At 60.3% G+C, this 16,951-nt stretch carries 20 protein-coding genes; 14 read left to right on the top strand and 6 right to left on the bottom strand.

What is annotated here, in order from left to right; all coding sequences use genetic code 11:
• The first annotated feature begins 46 nt into the window (after positions 1-46).
• A complete protein-coding gene (locus ACLIKD_RS12835) occupies positions 47-796 on the top strand; it encodes a YhjD/YihY/BrkB family envelope integrity protein (RefSeq protein ID WP_428825377.1) in 750 nt (249 codons plus the stop codon).
• Here ACLIKD_RS12835 and ACLIKD_RS12830 read toward each other — a convergent pair.
• Positions 768-2,282 (bottom strand): hypothetical protein, encoded by a 1,515-nt coding sequence (locus ACLIKD_RS12830; protein ID WP_428825376.1) that lies wholly within the window; start codon positions 2,280-2,282, stop codon positions 768-770. The two genes, ACLIKD_RS12835 and ACLIKD_RS12830, sit on opposite strands and share 29 nt — an antisense overlap.
• A 172-nt stretch (positions 2,283-2,454) precedes the next feature.
• On the opposite strand from ACLIKD_RS12830, the gene rpsP reads away from it, so the two are divergent.
• The 4 genes from rpsP to rplS are packed head-to-tail and all read left to right on the top strand — an operon-like array spanning position 2,455 to position 4,395.
• The gene (gene rpsP / locus ACLIKD_RS12825) at positions 2,455-2,709 is read left to right on the top strand and encodes a 30S ribosomal protein S16 (protein WP_226416594.1); all 255 of its coding nucleotides are present in this window, start codon (positions 2,455-2,457) and stop codon (positions 2,707-2,709) included.
• A gap of 12 nt (positions 2,710-2,721) precedes the next feature.
• Positions 2,722-3,234 (top strand): ribosome maturation factor RimM, encoded by a 513-nt coding sequence (gene rimM, locus ACLIKD_RS12820; protein ID WP_428825375.1) that lies wholly within the window; start codon positions 2,722-2,724, stop codon positions 3,232-3,234.
• The gene (gene trmD, locus ACLIKD_RS12815) at positions 3,231-3,995 is read left to right on the top strand and encodes a tRNA (guanosine(37)-N1)-methyltransferase TrmD (RefSeq protein WP_428825374.1); all 765 of its coding nucleotides are present in this window, start codon (positions 3,231-3,233) and stop codon (positions 3,993-3,995) included. The genes rimM and trmD overlap by 4 nt, the downstream gene beginning before the upstream one ends.
• A 25-nt stretch (positions 3,996-4,020) precedes the next feature.
• Positions 4,021-4,395 carry a 50S ribosomal protein L19 gene (gene rplS, locus ACLIKD_RS12810; protein WP_226416591.1) on the top strand — a complete coding sequence of 125 codons (375 nt, stop codon included), beginning with the start codon at positions 4,021-4,023 and terminating at the stop codon, positions 4,393-4,395.
• A 66-nt stretch (positions 4,396-4,461) separates the two neighbouring features.
• Here the strand turns inward: rplS and folE2 are convergent, their stop codons facing one another.
• Genes folE2 through xseB form a run of 4 tightly spaced genes read right to left on the bottom strand, consistent with a single transcriptional unit; the run spans position 4,462 to position 8,296 of the window.
• On the bottom strand, positions 4,462-5,271 hold the full coding sequence (gene folE2, locus ACLIKD_RS12805; RefSeq protein ID WP_428825373.1) for a GTP cyclohydrolase FolE2: 810 nt from the start codon (positions 5,269-5,271) through the stop codon (positions 4,462-4,464).
• A gap of 13 nt (positions 5,272-5,284) precedes the next feature.
• Entirely contained in the window at positions 5,285-7,138 is a 1,854-nt protein-coding gene (gene dxs, locus ACLIKD_RS12800; RefSeq protein ID WP_428825372.1) for a 1-deoxy-D-xylulose-5-phosphate synthase, read from the bottom strand.
• A gap of 1 nt (position 7,139) precedes the next feature.
• A complete protein-coding gene (locus ACLIKD_RS12795; RefSeq protein WP_428825371.1) occupies positions 7,140-8,033 on the bottom strand; it encodes a polyprenyl synthetase family protein in 894 nt (297 codons plus the stop codon).
• A complete protein-coding gene (gene xseB / locus ACLIKD_RS12790; RefSeq protein ID WP_428825370.1) occupies positions 8,030-8,296 on the bottom strand; it encodes an exodeoxyribonuclease VII small subunit in 267 nt (88 codons plus the stop codon). The genes ACLIKD_RS12795 and xseB overlap by 4 nt, the downstream gene beginning before the upstream one ends.
• 104 nt (positions 8,297-8,400) lie before the next feature.
• Between xseB and ACLIKD_RS12785 the strand changes: the two genes are divergently transcribed.
• From ACLIKD_RS12785 to ACLIKD_RS12755, 7 genes are all read left to right on the top strand, one after another.
• On the top strand, positions 8,401-9,534 hold the full coding sequence (locus tag ACLIKD_RS12785; protein ID WP_428825369.1) for an aromatic ring-hydroxylating oxygenase subunit alpha: 1,134 nt from the start codon (positions 8,401-8,403) through the stop codon (positions 9,532-9,534).
• Between the two features lie 65 nt (positions 9,535-9,599).
• Positions 9,600-10,451 carry a DMT family transporter gene (locus tag ACLIKD_RS12780; protein ID WP_226416586.1) on the top strand — a complete coding sequence of 284 codons (852 nt, stop codon included), beginning with the start codon at positions 9,600-9,602 and terminating at the stop codon, positions 10,449-10,451.
• Between the two features lie 40 nt (positions 10,452-10,491).
• Entirely contained in the window at positions 10,492-10,842 is a 351-nt protein-coding gene (locus ACLIKD_RS12775) for an STAS/SEC14 domain-containing protein (RefSeq protein ID WP_226416585.1), read from the top strand.
• Positions 10,821-11,681, top strand: a complete 861-nt coding sequence (locus ACLIKD_RS12770) for a sulfurtransferase (RefSeq protein ID WP_428825368.1) — start codon at positions 10,821-10,823, stop codon at positions 11,679-11,681. Before ACLIKD_RS12775 ends, ACLIKD_RS12770 begins: the two co-directional genes overlap by 22 nt.
• Before the next feature lie 106 nt (positions 11,682-11,787).
• A complete protein-coding gene (locus ACLIKD_RS12765; protein WP_428825367.1) occupies positions 11,788-12,156 on the top strand; it encodes a response regulator in 369 nt (122 codons plus the stop codon).
• 1 nt (position 12,157) lies between these two features.
• The gene (locus tag ACLIKD_RS12760; RefSeq protein WP_428825366.1) at positions 12,158-12,778 is read left to right on the top strand and encodes a hypothetical protein; all 621 of its coding nucleotides are present in this window, start codon (positions 12,158-12,160) and stop codon (positions 12,776-12,778) included.
• Positions 12,778-14,064 (top strand): ATP-binding protein, encoded by a 1,287-nt coding sequence (locus tag ACLIKD_RS12755; RefSeq protein ID WP_428825365.1) that lies wholly within the window; start codon positions 12,778-12,780, stop codon positions 14,062-14,064. The genes ACLIKD_RS12760 and ACLIKD_RS12755 overlap by 1 nt, the downstream gene beginning before the upstream one ends.
• Here the strand turns inward: ACLIKD_RS12755 and queG are convergent.
• Positions 14,061-15,110 (bottom strand): tRNA epoxyqueuosine(34) reductase QueG, encoded by a 1,050-nt coding sequence (gene queG / locus ACLIKD_RS12750; RefSeq protein WP_428825364.1) that lies wholly within the window; start codon positions 15,108-15,110, stop codon positions 14,061-14,063. The genes ACLIKD_RS12755 and queG overlap by 4 nt on opposite strands.
• On the opposite strand from queG, the gene tsaE reads away from it, so the two are divergent.
• Both tsaE and ACLIKD_RS12740 read left to right on the top strand, forming a co-directional pair.
• Entirely contained in the window at positions 15,105-15,620 is a 516-nt protein-coding gene (gene tsaE, locus ACLIKD_RS12745; protein ID WP_428825363.1) for a tRNA (adenosine(37)-N6)-threonylcarbamoyltransferase complex ATPase subunit type 1 TsaE, read from the top strand. The genes queG and tsaE overlap by 6 nt on opposite strands.
• Positions 15,554-16,876: an N-acetylmuramoyl-L-alanine amidase gene (locus ACLIKD_RS12740; protein WP_428825362.1), complete on the top strand. Its 1,323-nt coding sequence runs from the start codon at positions 15,554-15,556 to the stop codon at positions 16,874-16,876. Before tsaE ends, ACLIKD_RS12740 begins: the two co-directional genes overlap by 67 nt.
• Positions 16,877-16,951 lie beyond the last annotated feature (75 nt).

The raw sequence follows: 16,951 nt of genomic DNA, 5'->3' as shown, positions 1-16,951 counted from the left end.
AGACGTTCGAGAAGACGGTGTCTTCCGGCGTTTTCGCAGCGAGAACATGATGCAGACCAGTTCGGCGCTGGCGTTCACGACGCTGATGGCCCTTGTTCCGCTGGTCACGGTGGTGCTTTCGGTGGCTGATGCGGTGCCCTACCTGAATCTTCTGATCGCCCGTCTTGACCTACTGGTCCGCGAGGCTCTCTTGCCGGCCGGGGCGGCCGGCGCGATCGCCGGGAGTATCGGGCGGTTTTCCCACAAGGCGCAGCAATTGACCTTGGCCGGGGTTGGTGTCCTGAGCGTGACGGCGTTCCTGCTGATGAACACCATCGAGCGTGCCTTCAACCACCTGTGGCGGGTGAAACCGCGGCCGCTGCTGGCCCGTCTTCGTCTCTACGCTTTTGCCATGGCGGTATGGCCTTTTGTTCTCGGGGCGGTGGCTGCCGCCATGTCGTTTGCCGTCAGTACTTCGCTGGGCTTGTTTGACGAATCGGTCTGGCTTAGGCGCTTGTTGCTGAAAGCCGTCTCGCTGATTCTGTTAGGCCTGTTTTTTTCGTTTCTTTATTATTCCGTGCCGAATGCCATGGTGTCGCGCCGTGCGGCGGTGCTCGGTGGTGTTTTTGCAGCCCTGGCGTTTTCAGCCATGCAGAAAATATTCGAGCTTTATCTGGTCAGTTCGGCGATGCTCAAAAGCATCTATGGCGCGTTTGCCGCATTCCCGGTGTTTCTGATCTGGCTGCACCTGTCTTGGGCGATTGTCCTGTTTGGCGGGTTGATGGTTGCTAAGCTGAGTCGTCAGGCTGCACGCTGAACACCTCAATGAGGCTTGTTTGCTCGTCCAGGCTTGTGGCGTGGACCTCGCGGATTTCCAAATTGTCCTTTTCCACCAGCACGACAATGCGGCCGGTGTTTTCCTTCAGGATACCGATCGGGACGACGAGCGATTCGGCCAGGCGGAGCGGCGGTATTTGCGGAAGGATCAGGGCGGCGACACTGCCTGCGGTAAAGTCGGAGGGCTGGGTGATTTCAGCGGCGATGGCGTTGGTGGCCAGCAATTGCAGGCCGAGTTCGACGTGTTCCGGGTTTTCCGAGATGGCCCAGCGGATGATGCAGATGTGCCACTCCGCCGGCGCCTCGGCCCGCTCGCCGAGGGGCTGGAGCGCGACAATGTCGCCGATCCGCAGGTCTTCCGTGGTGCCGGACATATGCATCAGCGCATAACCATCGGGGCTTTCGTTGGTTACCATCCATTCGCTGATATCGACATCTGCCTCGGGGGTTTTGATCAGCTGCCAGAGCTTGTCGAATCCAAGGCAGAGGCTGGCGCGATAGGACTGCCGTCGCCGGGGGAATTTGCGCTTGGCTGGTTGTCCCCAAAGGGTGGCAAGGCGCTGCAAAACGCCTTGGCCGGCATGGGTGTCGGCAAAAGGCGGCAAGCCCAGTGCCGAGGCCGGGATGCCTCTGGCGAGTTCGGAATGGTGCAGGATCGCCTTCTCGGCCATCGCGTCAGGCGAAAAGTAGAGAATCTGGCTATCGGCGCCGGGCAGTCGACGAATCAGGGCGTGCGCCGGGAAGTCCTTGTCGAGGTCGATCCAGAATATCCCGGTGCTGCCAGGTGGCGGGGCGTCAAGCAATTCCAGGGAGAGCGGGCTAAGGTCGATATAGTCGCTGATGAACTCGAGTTCGGCCGATGAAAACGACGCTGGCTGGGCAATCGCCGCCAGCAGTATGTTGGTGTAGGCACGCTGGATGCTAGTCTCTCCGTGCGGTCCCGGGAAGTTGTCGAGACCGAGGCGACGGGCGTTGCGGAGTGCGGCGTGCAATTGTTGCCAGAGGCCGATGCCGGTCGGTGCGGCAATCAGGTGGTAAATCCTGATCTGCCAGGCGATGGCATGCATGGCGCGAAGCAGCGAAATGTGCGGCGTGCGAAGTGTCTGCGAACCTTCCGGGTCGAAGAGGACGGCGAGCGTGTTGAAATAATCCTGAGTCAGGATGGCCAGCAGCTCGAGCATCAACTTGACGCGCTGGCGAAGTTTGCGGGACACCGGCAAGGAGACCTGGTGGAGTTTGGGCAACTCGGCATTGACGATTCGCTCGGCGTGACCGTACAGCAAATCGAGAAGCTTGATGCGTTGGGGGCTCGGAATCGCTGCTTGTCGCAACAGCAGCAACTGACGGTAGAGCTGATCGGCATCTTCGGCGCCGACACGCCCATGTGCCAAAGCCAGCCATTCAAGAATGCTCTTGATGTTGGGTTCGGTAGCTGGTAGTGGGGGGCGGCTCGGCGGGGGACTCATTTCCCGGTCAGGATAACAAAAATTTACATATTCGCCACAGCGCGGCGCATTCGGCAAATATGCGGGTTTTTCCGGTCGACATGGATTCGGCATCTTCCCGATAGTGGTCTTGTTTTTCCTTGGTAAAGCGCTATAATTCCGGGTCTTTTTTCCAGCTAACGAAAGTATAACGATGGTTGTTATCCGTCTTGCCCGTGGCGGCGCCAAGAAGCGCCCTTTCTACAACATGGTTGTTGCCGATTCCCGTAATCGTCGTGATGGTCGTTTCGTTGAGCGTATCGGCTTCTACAACCCGGTTGCTTCCGGTAACGCTGAAAGCCTGCGCATTTCCGTGGATCGTCTGACCTACTGGCAACAGAATGGCGCCCAGCTGTCCCCGACCGTTGCTCGCCTGGTCAAGCAACACGCTGCCCAGCAGGTCGCTTAAGTAGTTCCGGCTTTGGCCAGTAACGATATCGTTGTTCTGGGTCGACTGCTCGATCCTTACGGGATTCAGGGCTGGCTCAGGCTGCAAACCTTTGGCGACGATCCGCTGGCCTGGGCCGAGATGCCCGTCTGGTGGATTTGCAGGGAAGGCGAGCCGTGGCGCGAGTGCGGGCTGAAAGCCTTGAAAGCGCATAGCGGTGGCGTGGTTGTGTTGCTGGATGGGGTACCCGATCGGACGGCTGCTGAAGCCATGAAGGGGATACTCGTTGGCGCACCGCGCGATTCGTTGCCGTCCACAAAGGATGATGAGTATTACTGGGGCGATCTGATCGGCCTGGATGTTATCAACACCGCAGACGAGCGGCTGGGTAAAGTAGCCAGCCTGATCGAAACCGGCGCGAACTCCGTTTTGCGCGTTGTGGCGGATGATGAAACGGAACGCCTGTTGCCTTTTGTTTCGGCGGTAGTGCTGACGGTGGACAAGAAGGCAGGGCTTATTCGGGTGGAGTGGGGCGGCGACTGGTGATCCGGTTTGACTGCATTACCATCTTCCCGGAGATGTTCGTTGCTGTAACAGAGAGCGGTATTACCCGCCGGGCGCTGGAAGAACAGCGCTGGGTCTGGCAAGGCTGGAATCCACGCGATTTCGCCGAGAATGCCTGGCGGCGGGTGGATGATCGTCCCTTTGGCGGTGGGCCGGGCATGCTGATGCAGCCAGGGCCGCTGGAGCGGGCGATAGCTGCAGCCAAGGCGGAGCAGCGCGAGGCAGGCCTGGCGAAGAGCCGGGTCATCTACCTTTCGCCGCAGGGCGCGCCGCTCACCCATCAGCGGGTGATGCAGTTGGCGACCGGCGAGGAGGGCTTGATCCTGCTTTGCGGTCGTTATGAAGGAATTGACGAGCGTTTGATCGAGCGCTGTGTCGATGAAGAGATATCGATCGGAGATTTTGTCCTGTCTGGCGGCGAGTTGCCGGCGATGGCCCTGATTGATGCCGTCGTCCGCCAGTTGCCGGGCGTATTGGGCGATGCCGCTTCGGCGGTGGAAGATTCGTTTGTCGGTGGTCTGCTGGATTGCCCGCACTACACGCGGCCCGAGATTTACGAGGGCGTGGCGGTGCCGGCGGCGTTGATGTCGGGCGACCACAAAAGAATTCGACGCTGGCGGCTGAAACAGGCGCTGGCCCGGACCCGGAAGCGCCGGCCGGATTTACTGGCGCACCGCGTGTTGAACGCGGAAGAAACGCAACTCCTCACGGAAATCGTCGGAGAGGAGCAATGCGGTGAGTAAGTTTTTATAAATTTAAGGATCTCACATGAATCTGATTGAACAACTGGAACAAGAAGAAATTGCCCGTCTGGGCAAGACCCTTCCCGACTTCGCACCGGGCGACACCATCGTCGTTCAGGTCAAGGTCAAGGAAGGCAATCGCGAGCGTCTGCAGGCTTACGAAGGCGTCGTCATCGCCAAGCGTAACCGCGGTCTGAACTCTGCTTTCACCGTCCGCAAGATTTCTTCCGGCGAAGGTGTCGAGCGTACTTTCCAGACCTATTCCCCGCTGGTTGCTTCCGTCGAAGTGAAGCGTCGTGGCGATGTTCGTCGCGCCAAGCTGTACTACCTGCGCGAGCGTTCGGGCAAGTCCGCACGGATCAAGGAAAAGCTGGTTCGCAAGACGGTCGCTGCTGTTTAAGCGATTTCTTGGGATTGAAGAAAGGGCGCCTCGGCGCCCTTTTTTATTGCCGGCTTTTGCCTGGTATTACGGGTGTGCGGCAGAATTCTTCTTGTCGCGCTCGATCAGGGCATAAGCCGAATGGTTGTGGATAGACTCGAAGTTCTCCGACTCCACAACGTATGCGTCAATGCGGCCTTCGGCGTTGAGGCGGGCGGCAACGTCGCGGACCATGTCTTCAACGAATTTCGGGTTGTCGTAGGCGCGCTCGGTAACGTATTTCTCATCGGGGCGCTTGAGCAGGCCGAACAGTTCGCAAGAGGCCTCCTGTTCGACCAACTGGACGATTTCCTCGATCCAGACGAAATCGTTGGTCCGTGCCGTCACGGTGACATGCGAGCGCTGGTTGTGGGCGCCGTATTCGGAAATCTTCTTCGAGCAGGGGCAGAGACTGGTCACCGGTACGACGACCTTGACCGAGGTGGCGATTTCGCCGTGGCAGATGTCGCCGATGAAGGTCACGTCGTAATCCATCAGGCTCTGCACGCCGGAGACCGGGGCGGTCTTGTTGATGAAATATGGGAAGTTCATCTCGATGTGACCGGTTTCCGCTTCGAGCTTGAGCACCATGTCGCGCAGCATGACCGGAAAGTTCTCGACGGAAATCTCGCGCTCGTGGCTGTTCAGTATTTCCACGAAGCGCGACATGTGCGTGCCCTTGAAGTTGTGCGGCAGGCCGACATACATGTTGAAAACGGCGATCGTGTGCTGCACGCCGGTCGATTTGTCCTGGACCTTGATCGGGTGGCGAATCGCCTTGATGCCGACCTTGTTGATGGCCAGCTGGCGTGTATCGACGGAGTTTTGAACGTCGGGGATTGGAGTAGGGCTGTTCATGTCTGTTTTTCGTTTATTGTCTGTTGGTTCGGGCGCGTATGGCACCCACGATGCCGTCCTTGTCGAGGCCGACTTCTGCAAGAAGCTGGCCTTGTTCGCCGTGGTCGATGAAACGGTCGGGCAGGCCGAGGCGGATCAGCGGTACGGTGAGGCCGTGCTCGGCAAGCACGCGCTCGATTTCCGAGCCGGCGCCGCCGATCACTGCATTTTCTTCGATGCTGACGAGCAGCGAATGGTTCCCGGCGAGTTCAACAATCAGCTCGGCATCGATCGGTTTGACGAAGCGCATATTGGCCACCGTCGCGTCCAGCTCCTCGCCGGCCGCCAGTGCCGCCGACACCAGGCTGCCGAAGGCGAGCAGGGCGATGTCCCGGCCGTTACGGCGAATTTCTCCCTTGCCAACGGGCAGTGGCGTCAGATCCATCGCCGGAATTTTTCCGCTGCCACCGCCCCGCGGATAGCGAACCATGCTTGGACCATTGTGACCGTAGGCCGTCGATAGCATCTGGCGGCACTCGGCCTCGTCGGCCGGGGCCATGACCACCATGTTCGGAATGCAGGTAACGAAGGACAAGTCGAAGGTGCCGTGATGGGTCGGGCCATCGGCGCCTACCAGGCCGCCACGGTCGACTGCGAAAATGACTGGCAGATTCTGCAGGGCGACATCGTGGATCAACTGGTCGTAAGCGCGCTGCAGGAAGGTCGAGTAGATCGCGACGACCGGCTTCAGGCCTTCACAGGCGAGTCCGGCGGCAAAGGTGACGGCGTGCTGTTCGGCGATGCCGACATCGAAGTAGCGTTTCGGATACTCGTTGGCAAAACGCACCATGCCGGAGCCTTCCCGCATGGCCGGGGTGATGCCAACCAGACGGCTGTCGGCCTTGGCCATGTCGCACAGCCAGTCGCCGAAGACCTGGGTGTAGGTCAGTTTGCCGGGGCCTTTGCTGGCCTTGATGCCTTCGTCCGGGGCGAATTTGGCGACGCCGTGGTAAAGAATCGGGTCGGCTTCGGCCAGCTTGTAGCCCTGCCCCTTTTTGGTGATGACGTGGAGGAACTTCGGGCCCTTCAGGTTGCGCAAGTTTTCCAGCGTCGGGATCAGGGCGTCGAGGTCGTGGCCGTCGATCGGGCCGTAGTAATGGAAACCGAATTCTTCAAACAGCGTGCCCGGAGCGATCATGCCCTTGACGTGCTCCTCGGCGCGCCGCGCCAGTTCGAGCAGGGGAGGGGCAAAGCCGAGCATGTGGCGACCGGCCGAACGGGCGGCATTGTAGGTCTTGCCGGACATCAGGCGGGTCAGGATATTGTTCAGCGCGCCGACCGGCGGCGAGATCGACATCTCGTTGTCGTTGAGGATGACCAGCATGTCGGCGTCGGCGACACCGGCATTGTTCAGGGCTTCGAAGGCCATACCGGCCGACATCGCGCCGTCGCCGATGATGGCGATGGCCTTGCGGTCTTCGCCTTTGTGCTTGGCGGCCAGGGCCATGCCGAGAGCAGCCGAGATCGAGGTCGAGGAGTGGCCGACGCCGAAGGTGTCGTAGGGGCTCTCCGCGCGCTTGGGGAAGCCGGAGACGCCGCCGTGCATGCGTAACGTGCTCATGCCGGCGCGGCGGCCGGTCAGTATCTTGTGGGCGTAGCATTGATGGCCGACATCCCAGACCAGCCGGTCGTCCGGCGTGTTGAAGACGGCGTGCAGGGCAACCGTCAGTTCGACCGTGCCGAGATTCGACGACAGATGGCCGCCGGTCTGCGCAACCGATTCGATCAGGAAGGCGCGCAGTTCGGTCGCCAGTTGCGGCAATTGCTTGCGATCCAGGCGGCGCAAATCGGCCGGGCTGTTGATGGTTTCAAGCAAGGCGGGGCTCATTTCAGAATTGCCGGTGGCAGATGAAGTCGGCCAGTTCGGTCAGGCGGGAGGCGCGTTCGCCGAAAATCGACAAGGCGGCGAGTGCGTCGGAGCGCAATTCGTCGGCGTAGGCGCGGGCATTTTCGAGGCCGAGCAGGCTGACGTAGGTTGGCTTGGCGGCGGCTTCGTCCTTGCCGGCCGTCTTGCCGAGCGTGGCGGTACTCGCCGTGCAGTCGAGAATGTCGTCGACGACCTGGAAGAGCAGGCCGGCCCGTTTGGCGAAGCGGTCGAGATTCAGCCGCTCCGCAGCCGAGAGCGGCTGGCCGGCGAGCGCGCCGAGCAGGACGGAGGCACGGATCAGGGCGCCGGTTTTCAGCGCGTGCATCAGTTCCAGTTCAGGCTGGTCAAGCGCCGTGCCGACCGAGGCGAGGTCGATGGCCTGGCCGCCGGCCATGCCGCGCGAGCCGCTGGCGTGGGCGAGCAGGGCGATCATTTCCAGCTGGCCGGCCGGTTCGCCGATCGGTTGGCTGGCGAGCAGTTCGAAGGCGAGGGTTTGCAGGCTGTCGCCGACCAGCAGGGCGGTCGGCTCGTCGTATTCAATATGGCAGGTCGGCCGGCCGCGGCGCAACACGTCATCGTCCATGCAGGGCAGGTCGTCATGGACCAGCGAATAGGCGTGGATCAGTTCGACGGCACAGGCGACAAGGTCGAGTTTTTCCGGCGCGGCACCGGTCAGTTCGCCGGCCGCGAAGGCGAGCAGCGGGCGGACGCGTTTGCCGCCACCGAGTGCGGCATAACGCATTGCGTCGTGGAGGCAGGCGGGGATGCACTCGGCGCCCGGCAGGTGACCGGCCAGGGCGGTTTCAACGCGGGCTTGCGTGGCCGCCATCCAGTCGGCGAATGGAATTGCGCTCACGGTGTCTCCAGGGTATTGCCCCCTAAGGGGATCTCTTTCAGGGCGCGGTCGACATCCTTGAACTGCCCGTTTTCGAGAACGCGGATCTGCTCTTCGGCATCAGTCAGTTGTGCCTGACAGTGCTGCATCAGTTCCATGCCGCGGCGATAGGCGGCAATGGAATCTTCGAGTTCGAGCTTGCCGCCTTCCATGCTCTGGACGATGCTTTCCAGTTCGCCAAGGGCCGTCTCGAATTTCATGTCGGCGATGGGGGGGTGATCCATGTGGTCGGGATTCTGGGAAACACGCGAAAATACTCCATCAAGGGGCTTCAGGTCAAATCGCGGGGAGGGTAAAATCCGCTCTTTTAACCCGCTGGAGGCACGGAATGTCCGACGTGGCGACCTTGTCCCGTTTGGCCCCGGCAGTTTCCCAACTGCCGGTGGACTGGTATTTCGACGAAAAGATTTTTGAGCTGGAGAAAAAGCTCATCTTCGATGCCGGTCCGGGTTATGTCGGTCATCAGTTGATGGTGCCAGAAGCGGGCGATTACCGTTCGCTGGAGTGGAAGGATCACGGCCAGATGCTGCTCAATGGCGGCACTGCGGGCGAGCACGCCGGTGTCTGGCAGATGTCCAATGTCTGTCGGCATCGTCAGGCGATCATGTTGCAGGGTTCCGGAAAGTTGGAGGGCAATATCGTCTGTCCGATTCACCGGTGGACTTACGATACCGGTGGCCAACTGATCGGGGCGCCGCACTTTCCGCAGAATCCCTGCCTGAATCTCAACAAGGCGAAGTTGGAAAACTGGAACGGCCTGCTCTTCAAGGGACCGCGTTCGGCCAATGCCGACCTGGCCGGAATGAGTGTCGGCAGCCAGCTCGATTTCACGGGCTACAAGCTCGACCACGTCGAGATGCACGAGTGCAACTACAACTGGAAGACTTTCATCGAGGTCTATCTGGAGGACTACCACGTCGCGCCCTACCATCCCGGCCTTGGCAATTTCGTCACCTGTGACGATCTGACCTGGCAATTCGGCGACTGGTATTCGGTTCAGCGGGTCGGCATCACTTCGTTGCAGAAATCCGGCTCCAAGGTCTATGAGCGCTGGCAGAAGGCGGTTCGTGACATCTACGGGTCGGAAGGCAAGACGCCCGAGCATGGCGCCATCTGGCTGACTTACTTCCCGAACATCATGGTCGAGTGGTACCCGCACGTGCTGGTCGTGTCGACGGTGATCCCGCAAGGGGTAAACAAGACGCTGAATGTCGTCGAGTTCTACTACCCGGAAGAAATCGTCGATTTCGAGCGCGACTTCATTGAAGCCGAGCGCGCCGCCTATATGGAAACCGCCATCGAGGACGACGACATCGGTGAACGCATGGATCGCGGCCGCTACGCGCTGATGAAGGAAGGGCGCAACGAGGTCGGGCCGTATCAGAGTCCGATGGAAGACGGCATGCAGCACTTCCACGAGTTCTATCGCCGGATCATGCAGCAACACATCGAGGTACGCTAAGGGCGTGCAGCTTCACAACAGGGCGTCGGGTTAGAATCCGGCGCCTTTTTTCTATTTGAGCCGCCATGCAATCCTTGTGGATGATCGCCGCCAGCTTCCTGTTCGCCTGCATGGGCGTCTGCGTCAAGTATGCAGCGGCGACGCATTCGGCAGTTGAAATCACCTTCTATCGCAGTTTCATCTCGCTGATCCTGATGTTCGGTCTGGTGCGCTGGCATGGCGTGTCGCTGAAGACGGCGCACTGGCGCTGGCAGATCAGCCGCGGCGCGGTCGGCTTCGTGGCGCTCGTCACCTACTTCTACGCCATCACCTTGTTGCCGCTGGCGACGGCGGTGACCCTGAATTATACGTCGGCAATTTTTCTCGCCATTTACCTGGCGCTGGCCGGGACCCGGCTGCGCTTCAGCATGTTCGGCGCCTTGCTCGTCGGTCTGCTGGGCGTTGCCCTGCTGCTCAAGCCCAGCCTGCACGTCGAGCAACTGCTCGGCGGGCTGATCGGTCTCGGCTCCGGCGTAATGGCCGGGATGGCCTATTTCAGCGTGCGTGAGCTCGGGGCGCGGGGCGAATCGGAAATGCGCACGGTGTTTTATTTTTCACTGGTTTCTTCCGTTTGCGCCGGCGTCTGGCTACTGTTCACCGAACTGCATGCCATCGACCTGCGCAGCGGGTTGTTATTGCTCGGCGTCGCGGGTTTTGCCACAGTTGCCCAACTGGCCATGACCCGCGCCTATACGCGTGGTAAAACCCTGATGTCGGCAGCGCTGGCCTACAGTACGGTAATTTTTTCCAGCCTGTTCGGCGCGTTATTCTGGGGCGAAGTGCTCGATGCGTCGGCCTGGCTGGCAATTGGGCTGATCATCCTGTCCGGAATCGCGGCAACGCATTTTTCGCGCGGTAGCCCGGTGGAACAGGATTGAACTTTATTAAAATGATATAATTAACAAAGGAGTCAAAAATATGATTGTTATCGACCACCAACCCAGTCGCGTCAGCATCTCCGTATTCGGTGAATTCACGCTGGCTGACTACAAGGAATTTGAAGAAGTCGTCAATTTCAAGGTCAAGTTCGAGGGACCGGTTGACCTGCTTTTCGACCTCAGCCAGATGGCCGATCTGACCATCGACGTCGCTTGGGAAGAGATCAAGTTCTCCCGTGCCCACGCCAACGACTTCAAGCGTATCGCCGTGGTTACCGACAGCCAGTGGGTGACCTGGAGTGCCTGGCTGTCGCAGACCTTTGTCAATGCCGATGTCGAAGTGTTCGCCAATGTCGAGGAGGCCAAGCTATGGCTAGCGCCGGAAGTGTAAGTTATCCAACGCTGGTCGATCCGGCGACGCTGCAGGCTCACCTCGGTGATCCGGATTGGCTGGTCGTTGACGTGCGTCATCAATTGGCCGATACCGGCTATGGCGAACGGGCCTACGCCGAGGGGCATATTCCCGGCGCCGTCTTCCTGCACTGCGACCGCGACCTTTCGGGGCCGATGACCGGCAGCAACGGTCGTCATCCGCTGCCGTCGCCGGTCGATCTGGCGGCCCGTCTGGGCGAGATCGGCATCGGCGGGGCGACGCAGGTGGTGGTGTATGACGACGCCCAGGGCATGATCGCCGGCCGTTTGTGGTGGTTGTTGCGCTGGCTCGGCCATGACCGGGTGGCGCTGCTCGACGGCGGGCTGCAAGCCTGGCTGGCGGCCGGTGGGGCGCTTGATCGCCAAACGCCGACGCTGCGCCCGGCTTCCTTCGTGCCCGAAGTACGCGACTGGATGGTCGATGCCGGTTACGTGCAGGCTTTTCTGGCGACTTCGCGGATGCATCTGGTCGATGCCCGTAGTCCGGATCGTTTCCGCGGCGAGAACGAGACCATCGACCGTGTCGGTGGCCATATTCCGGGGGCGGTTAACCGGTTCTTCCGCGACAACCTGCAGGCCGACGGGCGTTACAAACCGGCCGCCCAGCTGCGGGCCGAGTGGCTGGCGGTGCTCGCCGGTTCCCCATCGGAGCAGGTTGTCCATCAGTGTGGCTCGGGGGTTTCCGCCTGCCACAATCTGCTGGCCATGGAAATTGCCGGGCTACCCGGTTCCCGGCTCTATGCCGGTTCGTGGAGCGAATGGTGCGCCGACTCAGCCCGGCCGGTGGCAACAGGTTGAACCATAGTGGCCGAGGTTCTTTGTTGAACCCCTGCTGTAGCAATGCTGGGCGGCCATTGATCTGCTTTTCGGGCGATACGGCCGGTCTTGATGATTGGAAGAAATAATGTCGGTTTCCGTTCTCGTCGTCGATGACTCGCCGATTGCCCGCAAGATGCTCATTCGCGCGTTGCCTGCCGACTGGGATATCGAGATCACCCAGGCCACCGGTGGCGCCGAAGCGCTGGCTGCCTACCGGGCCGGCAAAGTGGAAGTCATGTTCCTCGATCTGACGATGCCGGACATCGATGGGTACCAGGTGCTTGAAACCCTGCGGCGCGAGGACATGAACTGTCTGGTCATCGTCGTTTCGGCCGACATTCAGCCAGCGGCAGTCGATCGCGTGCTGGCCATGGGAGCGATCGCCTTTGTCAGGAAACCGGTCGATGCGACCAAGATAGAAGCTGTTCTCCGCCAGTACGGGATCGTTGTCTGACATGACCGCCGAGAGAGAACTGATGTTGACCGAAGACCAGAAGGAGGCCCTGCAGGAAATCGCCAATATCGGCATGGGCCAGGCCGGTTCGACGATTGCCCAGGTGCTCGGCGAATTCGTCCAGTTGTCGATTCCCCGCATTCTCATCGTGCCGCCCGAAGAGGTGCCGACGGCGCTTGCCTGGACGATCGGCGAGGCGACGGTTTCCACCGTGCGCCAGGCCTTTCATAGCGGCATGCGTGGCGAAGCGCTGGTTATTTTCGGGCAGCATCGCTGCAACGATCTGGCCGACCTGATGGGCTACGAGCACGATCTCGATCATGCCGCTGAAATCGAATTGCTGCTCGACGTCAGCAACATTCTGGTCGGGGCCTGCCTCGGCGGTATCGCCGAGCAGCTGCAGTTGAGCATCGGCTTCTCGGCACCTTCGCTGATGGCCGATGCGGTGCCGCTTGAGCAGTTGTTGCAGGGCAAGCCGGTGCCGTGGACCACCGCACTGCTGGTGGAGGTGAATTTCCGTCTCGAAAAGCGTTGTTTCGCCTGCCATCTGGTGATTCTGATGCCGGAAGAAGAAATCCGGAGTCTGACGGTAGCGGTTGACCGCTTCCTGGAATCCCTCTGATGAGTTCTGCAGCGACGCCCGGCCTGCTCGATTTCGTCGTTGACCGGCTGGAGGTCGGCATCTTTGTCGTCGATCCGAACATGCAGGTGGTGCTCTGGAACAACTTCATGGTCATGCACAGCGGCCGTAGTGCGGCGGAAGTCATTGGCCGGAATCTGTTCGAGTGTTTTCCAGAATTGCCGCAAGTCTGGCTGGAAAAAAAGATTCGCAACGTTTTCCTGCTGAAGAATTACGCGTTCACGTCCTGGGAGCAGCGCCCTTATCTTTTCCGCTTTCATCACAACCGGCCGGTCACCGGCGGTGTCGATGCGATGCAGCAGAGCTGTACCTTTCTGCCGGTGAAGGGCGCTGATCAGGTGGTCGAGCAAGTCTGCATCACCCTCTTCGATTACACCGATACGGCGCTCTATCATCGTCAGCTGACCAGCGCCATCACCGAGCTGGAGCAGGAAAAGGCAGCGCAGCGCCACCTCATCGACCAGCTCGAAGAAGCCCAGAACCAGCTGCTGCAAGCGGAAAAACTCGCTTCCATCGGCCAATTGGCGGCCGGCGTGGCACACGAAATCAACAATCCGGTCGGTTTCGTCAATTCCAATTTCGGGGCGCTTGAGCGCTACGTCGACAGCCTGTTCTCGCTGATCGACGCCTATGGCAGTGCTGAACATGCCGCCGAGGCGCCGGCGATCCGGCAACGGATCGATTACGAGTTCCTCAAGGAAGACATTGCCGCACTGTTCAAGGAAAGCCGGGATGGCCTGGAACGGGTCAAGCGCATCGTGCAGGATCTGCGGGATTTCTCGCGGGTGGACAGTTCGCTCGAGTGGCAGCAGACCAATCTGCATACCTGCCTTGATACCACCCTTAGCGTGGCGACCAATGAAATCAAGCACAAGGCTGATGTAGTCAAGCTCTATGGCGATATTCCGGAGATCCAGTGCTTGCCATCGCAGCTCAACCAGGTTTTTCTCAACCTGATGGTCAACGCCGCCCAGGCGATTGCGCAGCATGGCACGCTGACTCTCGCCACCGGTGCCGAAGCTGATTGGGTGTGGGTGGCGATCTCCGACACGGGCAGCGGTATCGCCCCGGAACATCAGAAACGTATTTTCGATCCGTTTTTTACCACCAAGCCGGTCGGCAAGGGCACCGGCCTTGGCCTGTCGGTCTCCTACAACATCGTCGCCAAGCATAACGGGCGGATCGAAGTGGAGAGTGAACTTGGCAAGGGGACGACTTTCCGTATCTGGTTGCCGGTCAGGCAAACACAGGTGGACGACGCCAGTTAGGCGGCGCTCAGACGGGCCAGCGCCCAGGCGACATGCTCGCGCACCAGCGGCGAGGGGTGGTCGCTTCTTGTGTTCAGTGCATTTTTGGCAGCGAGCGTAGCGGGGCCGTTGCCCAGTGCTACGGCAATATTTCTCAGCCAGCGCACATGGCCGATACGGCGGATCGGGTTGCCGGCCAGACGGTCATCGAATTCGGCTTCGCTCCAGGCGAATAATTCGCTCAAGCTGGCGGTATCCAGGCCATGGCGCGGCGCGAATTCTGCGGCGCCGATTTGCGCGAAACGGTTCCACGGGCAGCACAACTGGCAATCGTCGCAACCATAAATCCGGTTGCCGATCAGTGGCCGGAACTCCTCGGGGATGGCTCCGGCCAGTTCGATGGTCAGATAGGAGATGCAGCGTCGGGCATCGACCTTGTAGGGAGCGACGATGGCGCCGGTCGGGCAGGCGCCCAGGCACGCCGTGCAACTGCCACAGTGTTCCTTGATCGGTGCATCGGGCGGCAATGGCAGGTCGGTATAGATTTCGCCGAGAAAGCGCCAAGAGCCTTCCTTCGACAGCAACAGGGTGTGCTTGCCGCGCCAGCCAAGCCCGGCCTGGCTGGCGAATTCAACTTCCATGACCGGTGCCGAATCGGAGAAGACACGGTATCCGAAAGGGCCGATGATTGTGGTGATGGCGTCCGCCAGCTTTTGCAGGCGATTGCGCACGACCTTGTGGTAATCCCGCCCTTGCGCGTAGCGCGAAATAGCTGCCTGTTCCGGCTGATCGACGGTTTTCCCATGCGGCAGATAGTCCACAGCCGCCGATACCACGGTCAGCGTTCCCGGATGCAACAGGCCGGGCGCCGCGCGCAATTCAGCATGTCGAGCCATATAATCCATCTCGCCGTGGCAGCCCTCGGCCAGCCATTGCCGCAGGTGTTCGGCGGCCAGGCCGGGATCGGCGCGGGCCACGCCAACGGCAGCAAAGCCAAGTTTCTTTCCAGCCTCGCGGATATTTTCCTTAAGTGCTGCGTAATTCACAGTGGAGTCCTGATCGTGCACAGCCCCAATGTTACCGCCGTTTTCCAGTTGCCAGACGAGACTGCCACCCAGCGTCTGGGTGAAGCGCTGGCGCCTTTGCTGCAGCCCGGGCTGGTAATTTTTCTCGAGGGGGATCTGGGGGCCGGCAAAACGACCCTGGTGCGCGCCTTGATACGTGCCCTCGGCCATGGCGGACCGGTCAAAAGCCCAACCTATTCGCTGGTTGAAGTTTACGTAGTTTCGAGCTTATACTTATATCACTTTGATTTTTATCGTTTCGAGTCGCCAGAGGAGTTTCTCGATGCGGGCTTTGACGAATACTTCAGCAAGACTGCGGTCTGCTTGGTCGAGTGGCCGGAACGTGCTCATGGCTGCGTTCCGCCGCCAGACCTGCGGCTGCGCCTTCATCATGCAGGTCTCGGGCGTGTCCTCGAGGCCGTGGCAGATACACCGGAAGGGACGCAATGCATAAAAGGGCTGGTCTCAGCCTCGGACGACGGCAGCTTCTCCGCTACGCCGGCGCCTCGCTGATCCTCTCTGTTTCGCCGCTGGCCGGCGCTGCCGCCAAATTGCCGGCGGTGCTCGCCGTGCGCGTCTGGCCCGCTGCTGATTACACGCGCGTTACGCTGGAGCATGACGCTCCGCTCAAATACACCCATTTCATCGTTGAGAATCCCGATCGGCTGGTTGTCGATATCGAGGGCGTTGAATTCAACAGTGTGCTCGACAGCCTCGCCCGCAAGGTGGCGACTGACGATCCTTACATCAAGCTGCTGCGAGCCGGCCGTTTCAAGCCGGGCGTCGTGCGTCTGGTCATGGAGCTGAAGACCAAGGTCAATCCGCAGGTTTTCATGTTGCCGCCGGCCGGCGAATACGGCCATCGTCTGGTTCTCGACGTTTATCCGATCAATCCGCCCGACCCGTTGATGGCTTTGCTCGAAGGTCGCAAGGATGCGGTCGAGCCGCTGCAGGCCGATGCCGATTTGCAGGTGGTCGAAACCAAGCCGGGAAAAACACCCGAAGCGCCCGAGGTGCATACCAGCAAAAAATCCGGCAAACCCATTGTCGACCGACTAGTTACCATTACCCTCGATCCCGGCCATGGCGGCGAAGATCCCGGGGCAATCGGCCAGGGCGGCTCCCAGGAAAAGAATGTCACGCTGGAAGTCGCCAAGCGCCTGAAGGCCCGCATTGATGCGGAGCCGAACATGCGGGCGGTGATGACCCGCGATTCGGATTTCTTCGTGCCGCTGCAAATGCGTGTCCAGAAGGCGCGGCGCGTCCAGTCCGATCTCTTCCTGTCGATCCATGCCGATGCCTGGATCAAGCCGGATGCCCGTGGTTCATCGGTCTTTGTCCTTTCCGAACGCGGCGCTTCGAGTACGCAGGCCCGGCTTCTGGCGCAGCGCGAAAATCAGGCCGACCTGGTTGGCGGGGTGAATCTTGGCAGCAAGGATCTGTTCCTGGCGCGGACACTGCTCGACCTCTCGCAAACTGCAACCATCAACGACAGTCTGAAACTGGGCAAATACCTGCTTGGCGAGCTGGGCGCGATCAACACGCTGCACAAAAACTATGTTGAGCAGGCCGGTTTTGCCGTATTGAAGGCGCCGGATATTCCTTCGGCGCTGATCGAAACCGCTTTTATTTCGAATCCGGAAGAAGAGCGTCGCCTGAACGACGATGCCTATCAGGAAAAACTCGCCGACGCGATCGTGCGGGGTATTCGCCAATATTTCCTTCGTCATCCGCCGGGGCCGAAAGCCAAGCTGGCTCAGCTCGGCTGATCGTCAGTTGTCTGCTGGTTGCCGGGCATATTCGGCAGCGGAAAAATGGTGATGCGGCGGTATTCAAAAAATATT

Origin of the sequence: Azonexus sp. IMCC34842 (assembly GCF_050368855.1) — a bacterium.
Classification (GTDB): Bacteria; Pseudomonadota; Gammaproteobacteria; order Burkholderiales; family Rhodocyclaceae; genus Azonexus; species Azonexus denitrificans_A.
The sequence above is the reverse complement of the archived record's forward strand: the minus strand, read 5'-3'. Positions and strand labels throughout refer to the sequence as shown.

Excerpts from the sequence above, each read along its gene's own strand:
- ACLIKD_RS12740 (WP_428825362.1), top strand. The coding sequence starts at position 15,554 with ATGCATAAAAGGGCTGGTCTCAGCCTCGGACGACGGCAGCTTCTCCGC.
- ACLIKD_RS12785 (WP_428825369.1), top strand. The coding sequence starts at position 8,401 with ATGTCCGACGTGGCGACCTTGTCCCGTTTGGCCCCGGCAGTTTCCCAA.
- ACLIKD_RS12755 (WP_428825365.1), top strand. The coding sequence starts at position 12,778 with ATGAGTTCTGCAGCGACGCCCGGCCTGCTCGATTTCGTCGTTGACCGG.
- ACLIKD_RS12830 (WP_428825376.1), bottom strand. The coding sequence starts at position 2,282 with ATGAGTCCCCCGCCGAGCCGCCCCCCACTACCAGCTACCGAACCCAAC.
- rpsP (WP_226416594.1), top strand. The coding sequence starts at position 2,455 with ATGGTTGTTATCCGTCTTGCCCGTGGCGGCGCCAAGAAGCGCCCTTTC.
- ACLIKD_RS12835 (WP_428825377.1), top strand. The coding sequence starts at position 47 with ATGATGCAGACCAGTTCGGCGCTGGCGTTCACGACGCTGATGGCCCTT.
- ACLIKD_RS12760 (WP_428825366.1), top strand. The coding sequence starts at position 12,158 with ATGACCGCCGAGAGAGAACTGATGTTGACCGAAGACCAGAAGGAGGCC.
- folE2 (WP_428825373.1), bottom strand. The coding sequence starts at position 5,271 with ATGAACAGCCCTACTCCAATCCCCGACGTTCAAAACTCCGTCGATACA.
- ACLIKD_RS12780 (WP_226416586.1), top strand. The coding sequence starts at position 9,600 with ATGCAATCCTTGTGGATGATCGCCGCCAGCTTCCTGTTCGCCTGCATG.
- ACLIKD_RS12765 (WP_428825367.1), top strand. The coding sequence starts at position 11,788 with ATGTCGGTTTCCGTTCTCGTCGTCGATGACTCGCCGATTGCCCGCAAG.
- rplS (WP_226416591.1), top strand. The coding sequence starts at position 4,021 with ATGAATCTGATTGAACAACTGGAACAAGAAGAAATTGCCCGTCTGGGC.
- ACLIKD_RS12775 (WP_226416585.1), top strand. The coding sequence starts at position 10,492 with ATGATTGTTATCGACCACCAACCCAGTCGCGTCAGCATCTCCGTATTC.
- ACLIKD_RS12770 (WP_428825368.1), top strand. The coding sequence starts at position 10,821 with ATGGCTAGCGCCGGAAGTGTAAGTTATCCAACGCTGGTCGATCCGGCG.
- dxs (WP_428825372.1), bottom strand. The coding sequence starts at position 7,138 with ATGAGCCCCGCCTTGCTTGAAACCATCAACAGCCCGGCCGATTTGCGC.
- xseB (WP_428825370.1), bottom strand. The coding sequence starts at position 8,296 with ATGGATCACCCCCCCATCGCCGACATGAAATTCGAGACGGCCCTTGGC.